Source organism: Planotetraspora sp. GP83 (genome assembly GCF_041262585.1).
Lineage (GTDB): Bacteria > Actinomycetota > Actinomycetes > Streptosporangiales > Streptosporangiaceae > JAOEGB01.
In genome coordinates, this window is sequence record NZ_JBGCBZ010000033.1 from 21,183 (window position 1) to 33,035 (window position 11,853).

Sequence of the window (11,853 nt, forward strand, 5' to 3'; positions counted from 1 at the left end):
CGCCCTACCGCAGGTGGAAGGCCACCTTCGGGCTTCTGAGCTGCCCTTCCCTGGCGGCCGCGACGTAGGTCCCGGGGGCGGCGGCGGGCCGCTTGCTGGAGCAGTCGGTCCCGGAACGGTGACGGTCCCACTGGATCGTGCGGACGTACGGGACTCCCCTCTGGAGGGTCTGCGTGTCCACCCCGGCGCCGCTGACGCAGTCGGCCGTCGACCAGACCCGCTCTCCGCCCGACATGACCCGCATCTCCAGCGTCCGGGGGCCCACGTCCACCGTGCACTCCACGCGGCCCGTGCTCACGACCGTCAGCAGGAAGCGCGGCACGGCGCCCTTGCCGTACACGTCCTGACCGCTCTGGAGAGCGATCACGAGGTCCTTGGCGTCGCAGGGGTCGCCGGGGCGCCGGGGCTTGGCCGGCTTCGACGGCTCGGGCGACGGCAGGGCCGACCCGGACGGGGGCAGGAGCCCGGGCACGGGAGGGACGCTCGGGCCGTTCGCCGCGGGCATCCTCGACGCGAGCGGCGTGGGGAGCGCGACGACCATCGTGTCACCGGGCCGTGGCGTGACCTTGCCCCCCTCCGCGCCTTCCTGCTTCCCGGAGGCGCCGGTGCACGCCCAGGCGACGACCGCCACCACCACAAGCATGCCCGTGAGCACCGACACGCGGCGGCGCCAGTAGACGTCCGCCCCCTCGACACCGACATCACCACGGAACGTGTCCGGATCCATACGCACAGTATGGAGAGTCGTGGACCGCCAGGGGAAACGGCTCGCCGCGCCGGGCCGGAATGACCGGCGGTAGGGTCGGACGGTGGCCGCCTCACTGCGTGAACCCATCCTCGACTGGTATGCCGAGCACAACCGGGATCTGCCGTGGCGGCGCCCCGACGCCACCCCGTGGGGCATCCTCGTCAGCGAGATCATGCTCCAGCAGACGCCCGTCGTCCGGGTGCTGCCCATCTGGGCCGAGTGGATGGAGCGCTGGCCCACCCCGGAGGCGCTCGCGAAGGAAGCCCCTGGCGAAGCCGTACGGCACTGGGGCCGCCTGGGGTACCCGCGGCGGGCCCTGAACCTCCACGCGTGCGCACGGGCCATCACAGCCGACCACGGGGGCCGGGTGCCGTCCGCCTACGACGAGCTCCGCGCGCTCCCCGGCATCGGCGACTATACGGCGGCCGCGGTCGCCAGCTTCGCATACGGCGGCAGCCACGCCGTCCTGGACACCAACGTCCGCCGGGTGCTCGCGAGAGCCGTACGGGGCGAGGAGTATCCGCCGAAGGCGCCCACGTCGGCCGAGCGGAGGCTGGCCGAGTCGCTGGTGCCGCCCGTCGGCGCTCCCCGCTGGGCGGTCGCCGTGATGGAGCTGGGCGCCCTGGTCTGCACGGCCCGGAGCCCGCGATGCGAGGGCTGCCCGGTGGCGTCGCGATGCGCCTGGCGGCTGGCGGGCCGCCCCGCGCGCACCGGTCCGGTGCGGCAGGGGCAGACCTATGCCGGGACCGACAGGCAGTGCCGGGGACGGCTGCTCGCGGTCCTGCGCGAGGCCCACGGACCCGTGCCCAAGGAGGCGCTCGACGCGGTCTGGGACGACCATGTCCAGCGGGAGCGGGCCCTCGACGGCCTGCTCGACGACGGCCTGGCCGAAATCCTTGCCGACGGCACCTACCAGCTCCCCACCTGACGCCCCCTCCCCCGCGTGATCATGCACACTTTCCCGGGAGCGCCCGCCTACCTGGCCCAACCCTGCCCGTGATCATGCACAAATTCACCGATAGTGGGCCGACCTGCATCGATCACCATCGTGATCATGCACAGTGCCCCGGGGGTCAGGCGGCGAGCTTGAGGCCGAGCGCGGTGAGGTTGCGGCGCGTCCAGTCGAGATCGTCGGCCAGCTTCGCCACGAGGGCCGCCGGGCCCTTCGACTTGGGAGCCGTCCACTCGTGGGCCTCGACCTCGACGTGGGCGGTGCCGTTGACCGCGCCCGACAGAATCGCGTACAGCGTGTCCTGCAGCACCGGCTGCGTGCTGGGGATCTCCTGGCTGTGGTTGTGCACGTGCCCGAGCTTGACCACCGGCGCGCCCGCGAGCGCCAGGCCGCGCAGGGCCGCGCCGCGCTCCTCCCCGCCGCAGGACAGGTGGCAGGCGTCCAGGCACACCCCGAGATGCTCGGAGTCGATGCCTCCGACCCGCTCCAGCGCCTGCTCCGTCGTCTCCAGGACGCAGCCCGGCCACGGCTCGAAGCCGACCCGGATCGTCTTCCCGGTCACGCTGTAGAGGCCGCGAAGCTCCCGCGAGAGCCGTTCCAGGCGGCGCGACGCGATCGAGTGCAGGTCCGCCGGCCAGTCACGACGCCAGCCGATCGGGATGGTCGAGATGCTCCCGAACCGGACATCGTCGGGGAGCAGGAACGCGAGGATCTTCGCCAGGGACATCGTGTACCGGTACCGCTCGGGCTTCGCCCAATCCGGGCCCGGGACGTCCTGGTTCCGGCCGCCCGTGCCGTTCAGGCTGACGACCTCCAGGCCGCGCTCCTCCAGCGAGCGGCGCAGCCGTACGAGCTCGATGCGGTCGGCGACGAGATGGTCTGCCACCGCGGGCGCCAGCCACAGGCCGATTCCGAGCCGGTCGACACCCAGCTTCCTGCGCACCGGCACCGCGTAGCGGGTGAGGTGAGCGATCAGGTTCTCCAGGTCCTCGGCGGGATGTACGCCCGCGTTGTAGGCCAGGTGAACCAGCGTCCCGTCGTCGTGCAACAGGCGCATCAGGTGCCTCCCAGGCGTTGTGCGCTTCCGGATCCATTCGTCCACACGATCTGTCCCGACCGCATGGGACGGAGGTCCTCTTGCCACCGGGATCACCCCCGGCGTGACCCGAGCTTCTCCCGTGCGCTCGGGTTCCCGCGTCCGTCCCGCAGCGGATTCTCCGGTACGCCGCTGGGATGACTTTCGAGAGCGGTCTCGCCGCGTCGCGGACGTTGTGGTCCGTGCACGGAGACCAGACTCTACAGAGTGTAGTACTACGTTTGGTGGCGGGAAACCCGGATCTCACCGAAAACACAAACCCCGCGTGATTTCTCGTCACGCGGGGTTGTGTTCGGTGTGGCCAGGCTAGTTCTGGATCGGCTCCGCCATGGAGGCCGCGGAGTCCGGGACCTCGGAGTCGCTCGACTGCCAGAAGATGAACTTCGCCGCTTCGCCCTCGCCCTCGATGTCGACCTTGACGACGTGGCCGGGACGCAGGTCGCCGTACAGGATCTTCTCGGAGAGAGAGTCCTCCAGCTCACGCTGGATCGTACGGCGGAGCGGCCGGGCGCCCATGACCGGGTCGTAACCGCGCTCGGCGAGCAGCTGCTTCGCGGCCGGGGTCAGCGCCAGGCCCATGTCGCGGTCCTTCAGGCGCTCGTCCACCTGGGCGAGCATCAGGTCCACGATCTGGATGATCTCCTTCGGCGTGAGCTGGTGGAAGACCACGACGTCGTCGACACGGTTGAGGAACTCGGGCCGGAAGTGCTGCTTGAGCTCCTCCTGGACCTTCGACTTCATCCGGTCGTAGTTGCTCTCCACGTCGTTGTTCTTCGCGAAGCCCACCCCGATGCCCTTGGAGATGTCCCGGGTGCCGAGGTTGGTCGTCATGATGATGACCGTGTTCTTGAAGTCCACCACGCGGCCCTGGGCGTCGGTCAGGCGACCGTCCTCCAGGATCTGCAGCAGCGAGTTGAAGATGTCCGGGTGCGCCTTCTCGATCTCGTCGAAGAGGACCACGGAGAACGGCTTGCGCCGCACCTTCTCGGTGAGCTGGCCGCCCTCCTCGTACCCGACGTAGCCGGGCGGGGAGCCGAACAGCCGCGAGACGGTGTGCTTCTCCATGAATTCGGACATGTCCAGCATGATCAGCGCGTCCTCGTCCCCGAAGAGGAACTCGGCGAGCGCCTTGGACAGCTCCGTCTTACCGACACCGGACGGGCCGGCGAAGATGAACGAACCACCGGGACGCCGCGGGTCCTTCAGGCCGGCACGGGTCCGGCGGATCGAACGGGACAGGCCCCTGATCGCGTCGTCCTGGCCGATGATCCGCTTGTGGAGCTCGTCCTCCATGCGGAGCAGCCGCTGCGACTCCTCCTCGGTCAGCTTGAAGACCGGGATGCCGGTGGCCGTCGCGAGCACCTCGGCGATGAGCTCCTCGGTGACCTCTGCGACGACGTCCATGTCGCCGGCCTTCCACTCCTTCTCACGGCGTTCCCGCTTGAGCTGGAGCTGCTTCTCCTGGTCGCGCAGCGCCGCGGCCTTCTCGAAGTCCTGCGCGTCGATCGCGGACTCCTTCTCGCGCCGCACGTTGGCGATCTTCTCGTCGTACTCGCGCAGGTCGGGCGGAGCGGTCATCCGGCGGATGCGCATCCGCGACCCGGCCTCGTCGATGAGGTCGATCGCCTTGTCCGGCAGGAACCGGTCGCTGATGTACCGGTCGGCCAGCTGGGCGGCGGCCACGAGGGCGCCGTCGGTGATGGAGACCCGGTGGTGCGCCTCGTAGCGGTCGCGCAGGCCCTTGAGGATCTCGATCGTGTGGCTGAGGCTGGGCTCGGCCACCTGGATCGGCTGGAAGCGGCGCTCGAGAGCGGCGTCCTTCTCCAGGTGCTTGCGGTACTCGTCGAGGGTCGTCGCACCGATGGTCTGCAGCTCGCCGCGGGCCAGCATCGGCTTGAGGATGCTCGCCGCGTCGATCGCGCCCTCGGCGGCGCCCGCACCGACGAGCGTGTGCAGCTCGTCGATGAACAGGATGATGTCGCCGCGGGTGCGGATCTCCTTGAGGACCTTCTTCAGGCGCTCCTCGAAGTCACCGCGGTAGCGGGAGCCCGCCACCAGGGCGCCCAGGTCGAGGGTGTAGAGCTGCTTGTCCTTCAGCGTCTCGGGCACCTCGCCCTTGACGATCTTCTGGGACAGGCCCTCGACGACGGCGGTCTTGCCGACGCCGGGCTCACCCACGAGCACGGGGTTGTTCTTGGTCCTCCGGGAGAGGACCTGCATGACGCGCTCGATCTCCTTCTCACGCCCGATGACGGGGTCGAGCTTGCCCTCGCGGGCGGCCTGCGTCAGGTTGCGGCCAAACTGGTCCAGCACAAGGGAGGTCGAGGGAGCGGCCTCCTGGGGCCCACCGGCTGCCGCGGGCTCCTTGCCCTGGTAGCCATGGAGCAACTGGATGACCTGCTGCCGCACCCTGTTGAGGTCGGCCCCCAGCTTCACCAGCACCTGGGCGGCCACGCCTTCGCCCTCACGGATGAGGCCGAGCAGGATGTGCTCAGTGCCGATGTAGTTGTGACCGAGCTGCAAGGCCTCTCGGAGCGACAGCTCAAGGACCTTCTTGGCACGCGGGGTGAAGGGAATGTGCCCCGAAGGCGCCGACTGGCCCTGGCCGATGATCTCCTCGACCTGCTGCCGCACACCCTCAAGGCTGATGCCGAGGCTCTCCAGAGCCTTGGCGGCAACGCCCTCACCCTCATGGATCAAACCAAGAAGAATGTGCTCGGTACCGATGTAGTTGTGGTTGAGCATCCGGGCCTCTTCCTGAGCCAGGACGACAACCCGCCGCGCACGGTCGGTGAACCTTTCGAACATCTCGTCGCTCCTCACAGAGCGGTCAGGCGAGCCCGGGAGATCCGGCTCGTCGTTCCGCATGGTAGCCCCGACCCAGCGACCGCTCCTCTGGCAGGAAGGGTTCCCCGAGAGCAGGGCGTTCACCCTCTATCCAACCCCCTGCCGGGGGCCCTGTGTTCCCGATACGCCGCAAGCGAACGAGGTTTTAAGGGAGCGCAAACGAAAATCGCGCGGTTATCCCGGTCGTCATGACATCCGACGACTGGCATAACCGCACGATCAACCGCGGAGTTAGTGCGCCGCTTCGTACGCCTCGACGATCGACGCGGCAATACGGCCCCGCTCGCTGACGGGGTGGCCGTGCGCCTTCGCCCAGGCGCGGATCTCGGCGCTCTTCTCGCGGCTCATGGCGCGCTGAGCGGCGCCGCCCGCACCGCGACGACGGCCCCGGGCCGGAACGCTTTCCGCGCGGCGCGCGCTGCCCACGAAAGCCGACAGGGCATCGCGGAGCCGCTTGGCGTTGCCGTCGCTCAGGTCAATCTCATAAGAGGTGCCGTCAATCGCGAAGGCGACCGTCTCATTGGCCTCGCCGCCATCGAGATCGTCGATGAGAATCACCTGCGTGTGCTTGGCCATCCGGCAATCCTTTCGAGCTTACTTTGATTCGTCAGCCAAACATATACCCGGTTTCCCCTGGCTGACAATTCAGGATTGACGATCCGATGACTTCTCACGCGGCTCGCGCGCCTGGCGGAGACCCGCCGCGTCGGACCGCACCAACTTTACGATGCCGTACACGACCGCTCCAGCGGCGACCGCGGAAGGTATCAACGCGGACAATACCTCTGTCATTCTGCCTCGCTCGTGCCGGGGGTGGCTTTCGCGGCACCCGTGCGATTTTTCCGGGAGGGGCAAGCCGGGCCGGCGCGTTCTCCGCTGGGAGCCCTGATACGACGATAGCGCTGTGGGGGGCCAGGTGCGTCTTGCGGGGTCCCTTGCCCCCGAGGGTAATGCACGTCTCTCCAGCTGTCTTACCGGATGCACTCGAAATCGTACCGATAATGCCAAGTGGGGCGACCGCCGAAGCGGCCACCCCACCGTTTCGCCCTGGTTCGGAGGGCATCCTCGCGCCGGTCAGCGCGGCGCCTTAACCACCACCGTCCCGGCGACCTTGTCGTGAAGCCCCTGCTGGAGAGGCTTGTCGATCAAGATGAACAGGCCGGTCACGAAGGCGAAGGCCCCGGCTAGGTAGTAGAGCACCGGAATGCCGTAGAGCGCCAAAACGCCAGGGTAGAGAGCGGAGCGCTTCATCAGGGCGGACGAATCCAGGGGCGCGCCGCCCACCCCGACGACCTTGATCTTCATGACCTTCTTGCCGATGGTCTGGCCGTCCTTGGAGTGCAGCGTGTAGTCGTAGGCCGCATATGCGCCGAAGGCGATCAGCGCCGCGAGGAAGCCCGGCAAAAAGAGGGTCCCCGCCGGGTTCTCCAGGAGATCCGCGACCGAGGGCCGGAAGATCGAGGTGAGGATGGCGGACAGAATCGCATAGGCGACCCCGAAGATGACGTTGTCGATGATTCGAGCGACCAAACGCTCCCACCATTCGGCGAGGGGCGCGGGGGCTCCGGGAGGAAGGGGAGCCCCCTGCGGGGCCCCATAAGGACCCTGAGGAGCGCCATAAGGGCCCTGCGGAGCACCATAGGACCCGGGCGGCGGATATCCACCGGGCGGGGGCGGCGGAGCCGAGCCATAAGGATTCTGGCCGGGGGGCGGTTCCGCGGTCATTGGTCACCTCTCGTGACTGCGATCGGACGTGCGTTGGTCAAGCATCGCACGGAGAAGCCCGCCCGTTACGGATTTTCCGTCCCGCTCTTCGCGCGGCTACTCTCTTGTGGCGAAGATACGAAAAACGGGGCCGATGGTCCGTTCCATCGGCCCCGTTTTGTGGCACTACTTGATCTTGACCACGATCGTGTTGGCGACCTTGTCGTGCAGAGCCTGCTGCAGCGGCTTGTCCCATAACAGCCAGAGCACATTCACCAAGGCGAAGATGCCGACGAGGTACTCCACAATGGGAATCCACCGGAGCAGCTGCGGCCCGTAGAGCACGCCGGCCCGCTTTCCGGCCACCTCCGTGGAAAGACCGCCCGCGTCGAGCGTGCCTCCGACCGGCACGACCCTGATTCCCATGACGATCTTGCCGACGGTCTGCCCGCCCCTTCTCAGCATCAGGAACTCGTACGCGACCATCACGGCGCCGCCGACGAGGGAGGCGAGCAGCGCGGCGAGGAAGAGACCGGTCGTATCCACGTGGTTGCCGGTTCTCAGGTCGTAATAGCCCTGCGTGACCACGACAGCCGTGATCGCGGCCGACACGATGCCGAACGGGATGCCGACGATCACGCCGTCGATGAGCCTGGCCACCAGGCGCTGCCACCACTCGGCCAGCGGGGCCGGCGCGCCGGGCGGGATCGGGGCCCCGGCGCCGTACGGCTGGCCGTATGCGGGCTGGCCATAGGGCGGCTGGCCGTAACCCTGCTGGCCATACCCCTGCTGCTGGGGCTGCTGGCCGTACTGCTGCTGGGCGTATCCCTGGCCGTACGCCTGCTGGTCATAGCCGGGCTGGGCCTGCCCGTACTGCTGCTGCCCGTACTGCTCCTGGCCATACTGCGGGTACTGCTGATACTGCTGGCCGTGCTGCTGGTCCTGGCCGTACTGCTGAGCCTGCTGGCCGTAGCCCGGCTGCTGAGCCTGTTCGCCATACCCCGGCTGGCCGTACGCGCCGGACTGGCCATAAGGCTGCTGGCCGTACTGCTGCTGTGCCTGCTGGCCGTAGCCCGGCTGCTGGGCCTGCTGGCCCCACTGCTGCTCCTGGCCGTAGCCCGGCTGCTGGGGCGGCTGCCCATAAGTGGGCTGCTGAGCCTGCTCGCCATATCCCTGCTGGCCGTACTGCTGGCCGTACTGCTGGCCGTACTGCTGGCCGTACTGCTGGCCGTACTGCTGGTCGGGGCCGCCGTACCCGCCCTGGGCGGGCTGGCCGTACGCGCCCGACTGGCCGTAGGGCTGCTGGGCGGGCTGCTGGCCGTAACCCGGCTGACCGCCCTGCTGGCCGTAACCCGGCTGACCGCCCTGCTGGCCGTAACCCGGCTGACCGCCCTGCTGGCCGTAACCCTGTGCCTGCTGGGGGCCCGTCTGCTGGCCCGGGTGCCGGTAGCTGACGACCGTGACGTCGGGGTCGTAGTCCTGGGCGGGCGCGTCCGGGTTCTGGCTGTTCTGCCCGTGGCCCGACGGCGGCGGCGGGGAGCCACCGGAGTCGTCCTGGGGGTACGGCGGCTGTCCAGTGCTCACCGTGTCACCTCTTTCGAGTGCGCGTGCGGCACATGTCAGGCACGCATGCTGATATTGCCCAAAGTAGCGACAGGCCTATCAACAGTCACCTTTCCACCAAGTCAGCACCAGGGTCAAGATCGACGATCTAGGCGCGATCCACCTGGGAAGAGAGGTGGAGCAGCATCCGGGTGTTGCCCAGCGTGTTGGGCTTCACGTGTTCGAGATCAAGGAACTCGGCGACGCCTTCGTCATAGGAGGCGAGCAGCTCAGCGTAGACCTCCGGGGATACCGGAGTGCCCTGGATGGGGACGAAACCGTGGCGGCCGAAGAACTCCACCTCGAACGTGAGGCAGAAGACCCGGCGGACCCCGAGCTCTCGCGCGGTCGTGATGAGCGCGCTGACGATCCGGTGGCCAACGCCCCTTCCGCGTGCCGACGGGTCGACGGCGACGGTCCGAATCTCGGCCAGGTCCTCCCAGAGCACGTGCAGCGCGCCGCAGCCGACCACCGTGCCGCCCACCTCGGCGACCCAGAACTCCTGGACGTCCTCGTACAGGGTGACGGTGCTCTTCTCCAGCAGACGGGGCCCCACGCCGGAGTACGCGTCGACGAGGCGGCGGATCACGCGGACGTCCGGTGTCGTGGCCCGGCGGACGACCACGGCCGGGGGGCCGGGCTCCATGGGCGTCTGCTCCGCGACCTGCTCCATGGACCGCCAGCGTAGTCGGCCCCGGCCGGCGGATCGATGCCACGAGGGTCGGCGCGAGCGGCCGGAAAGCGGCTTAAGGCATTAACGGCCAGTCCCTAACACGGCCCCAGAGGTCACTCCGTCACCAGGGGTGACCTTGAGAGCACCGCGCCCCCACTCGCCTCACCTTCAGCTCGCCTTCAGGTTTTGCCGTGTCATGGACCTGCGCTGACCGAAGCCCGCAATGTGTCAAAGGTGTCTAAACGCAGGTAAAAGCCGGTATATGGTGACAACTACCGTGATCAGGCCGTGATCGTTCGGTAGTGAAACCTAGACGGGATCCGGAGTTCTGGTTGAGCAAGAACTCCGCGTGCACTAGTGTCCAGCGACGATGCCGGTCGTCGCGGGTGCTTCGCGGAGGCCGGACCGCCGAGTCTTCTGAGCACGTAGGTGTGGAGAGGAGCCGGGGACCCAACTGTGCGGATCCGGAATCGAGTCAAGGGAACGTCGATCCCAGGTCAACAAGGGGTGAATCCGAAAGGTAGGGCTACTCCGGCCCGAACCCGTCAGCTAACCCGGTAGGCGGCCAGGAGTGCCGTGTGAACGCCGTGAGGCCGTCAAGGCCCCCGCGGCGACCAGTTCGTGCGGCACGACGTAGGAGAGGAGCTTGGTTGCGCATGCGTGGAGGACGGCCGTCGGGGAAACACGCCCGTGGCCGATGGCCCGTGGCCGGTACGTCCATGTCCGGACCCATCCGCAGGCTGGTCTTCGTGGGCGTCGCGCTCACCATGATCACCGTGGGCGCCCCCATGGTCTCCGCCACCGCCGATCCCAAGCCCAGCCTCAAGCAGCTCACAGCTGAGGTGGAAAGCCTCTACACCGAGATCGAGACCCTCACCGAGGAGTACAACGGCGAGCGCGTCCGTCTCAAGTCGGCCGAGCGGTCGGCCGCGGTCGCGAAGAAGACCCTCACCAAGAGCGAGTCCGAGCTCGCCCTCCGCCGCCAGAAGGCCAGCCTCGTCGCGCAGAACTCCTACATGACCGGCGGCTTAGGCTCCCCGCTCGCGATGGTCGGCTCCACCGACCCCGAGGCGTACCTCGACCAGGCGTCCGCGACGTACGCGCTGGAGATGCAGCAGGGGCAGGAGGTCGCCGAGGTCGCCAACGCCATGAAGGCCGCCGAGCGGGCCAAGGCGAGCGCCACCGCCCGCCAGGCCGAGGTGAAGAAGCTCCTCGCCGGCATCGAGGCGCGGCGCACCAAGATCAGCAAGCTGGTCAAGAAGGCCGAGAGCAACCTCTACAGCAGGGTCGCCGGCAGCATCAGCGGCGGCCGGGCGACCCGGCTCTCGTTCCCCGTCGTCGGGGAGGGCAAGGCGGCCGAGGCGGCGCGCTGGGCGCTGAGCCAGCAGATGAAGCCCTACGTCTGGGGCGCCGAGGGTCCTCGCTCCTTCGACTGCTCGGGCCTGATCATGGCGGCCTACCAGACGGTCGGGATCAGCCTCCCCCACTACACCGGCGACCAGTGGACCTCCGGCACCCACATCCGCCGGGAGGACATGCGCCCGGGTGACCTCGTGTTCTTCTACTCCGACCTGCACCACGTGGGCATGTACATCGGCGGCGGCTACATGGTCCACGCCCCCCACACCGGTGACGTGGTCCGCATCGCGAAGCTCGGAAACCGTCCCTTCGCGGGAGCCGTACGGATCGCCGACTAGGCGAAGACGGCGGCCGGGCCGCGCGCGTTAGATGAGGCGGCGGCGGGCCGCCCACGCGACCGCCTCGATGGCGGTCGCCACGCCGATCTGGTCACAGATGTGGCGAAGCCGCCGCCGAACCGTGCGGCCGCTCACGTCGAGGCTGCGACCCACCCGGTCGGCGGTCACGCCCTTGGCCAACTCCGACAGGAGCAGGATGTCGTCGTCAGTGAGACCGGCACGTTCGAGGTCCGCGGCGATGCTGTCCCCCCGGGATACGAGGTCGGGAAACCCCATCGTCTGTCCTCCCCATGACGATGATTGGTCGGCCCACCTTCAGGGAAGGTAAACGCCCTCGTCAAGGTCGTCAAGGTTTGCCCTTGTCTAGAACGCCGCTCGCCTTTCTTTGAGTGAAGAGAATGAGCGACAGAAAGAGCGGGAGAACGGAAAGAGGGAGAGCGGGAAAGCGTGGAAGCGGGGAAAGCGCCGTGATCATGCAGACCTTCCGCAGATGCCATCTGGCCTGCGCCAACCCCCGCCGTGATCTGGCAAAGG

Annotated in this window: 10 protein-coding genes and 1 riboswitch; of the genes, 2 read left to right on the forward strand and 8 right to left on the reverse strand. The window is 68.2% G+C overall.

Annotated features, from left to right (window positions below; translation table 11 throughout):
- Positions 1-4 precede the first annotated feature (4 nt).
- A complete protein-coding gene (locus ABH927_RS31535) occupies positions 5-727 on the reverse strand; it encodes a hypothetical protein (RefSeq protein ID WP_370027649.1) in 723 nt (240 codons plus the stop codon).
- A gap of 82 nt (positions 728-809) precedes the next feature.
- Here ABH927_RS31535 and ABH927_RS31540 point away from each other — a divergent pair, with 82 nt between their 5' ends.
- On the forward strand, positions 810-1,676 hold the full coding sequence (locus ABH927_RS31540; RefSeq protein ID WP_370027651.1) for an A/G-specific adenine glycosylase: 867 nt from the start codon (positions 810-812) through the stop codon (positions 1,674-1,676).
- Between the two features lie 145 nt (positions 1,677-1,821).
- Here the strand turns inward: ABH927_RS31540 and ABH927_RS31545 are convergent, their stop codons facing one another.
- The 6 genes from ABH927_RS31545 to ABH927_RS31570 all read right to left on the reverse strand — a co-directional run bounded on the left by ABH927_RS31545 (position 1,822) and on the right by ABH927_RS31570 (position 9,622).
- The gene (locus ABH927_RS31545) at positions 1,822-2,757 is read right to left on the reverse strand and encodes a TIM barrel protein (RefSeq protein ID WP_370027652.1); all 936 of its coding nucleotides are present in this window, start codon (positions 2,755-2,757) and stop codon (positions 1,822-1,824) included.
- A 345-nt stretch (positions 2,758-3,102) separates the two neighbouring features.
- The gene (locus ABH927_RS31550; RefSeq protein WP_370027655.1) at positions 3,103-5,604 is read right to left on the reverse strand and encodes an ATP-dependent Clp protease ATP-binding subunit; all 2,502 of its coding nucleotides are present in this window, start codon (positions 5,602-5,604) and stop codon (positions 3,103-3,105) included.
- Between the two features lie 270 nt (positions 5,605-5,874).
- Positions 5,875-6,219: an Lsr2 family protein gene (locus ABH927_RS31555; protein ID WP_370027657.1), complete on the reverse strand. Its 345-nt coding sequence runs from the start codon at positions 6,217-6,219 to the stop codon at positions 5,875-5,877.
- A 498-nt stretch (positions 6,220-6,717) separates the two neighbouring features.
- Positions 6,718-7,368 (reverse strand): RDD family protein, encoded by a 651-nt coding sequence (locus ABH927_RS31560; RefSeq protein WP_370027659.1) that lies wholly within the window; start codon positions 7,366-7,368, stop codon positions 6,718-6,720.
- Positions 7,369-7,533: 165 nt separating this feature from the next.
- Positions 7,534-8,931, reverse strand: a complete 1,398-nt coding sequence (locus tag ABH927_RS31565) for an RDD family protein (RefSeq protein ID WP_370027660.1) — start codon at positions 8,929-8,931, stop codon at positions 7,534-7,536.
- A gap of 127 nt (positions 8,932-9,058) precedes the next feature.
- Positions 9,059-9,622: an amino-acid N-acetyltransferase gene (locus ABH927_RS31570; RefSeq protein WP_370027662.1), complete on the reverse strand. Its 564-nt coding sequence runs from the start codon at positions 9,620-9,622 to the stop codon at positions 9,059-9,061.
- A gap of 396 nt (positions 9,623-10,018) precedes the next feature.
- Positions 10,019-10,201: riboswitch (cyclic di-AMP (ydaO/yuaA leader) on the forward strand.
- Positions 10,202-10,341: 140 nt separating this feature from the next.
- Here ABH927_RS31570 and ABH927_RS31575 point away from each other — a divergent pair.
- Positions 10,342-11,319 (forward strand): NlpC/P60 family protein, encoded by a 978-nt coding sequence (locus tag ABH927_RS31575; protein WP_370027663.1) that lies wholly within the window; start codon positions 10,342-10,344, stop codon positions 11,317-11,319.
- 27 nt (positions 11,320-11,346) lie between these two features.
- Here the strand turns inward: ABH927_RS31575 and ABH927_RS31580 are convergent, their stop codons facing one another.
- Complete coding sequence (locus ABH927_RS31580) at positions 11,347-11,595, reverse strand: LuxR C-terminal-related transcriptional regulator (RefSeq protein ID WP_370027665.1); 249 nt, start codon at positions 11,593-11,595, stop codon at positions 11,347-11,349.
- Between the last annotated feature and the right edge of the window lie 258 nt (positions 11,596-11,853).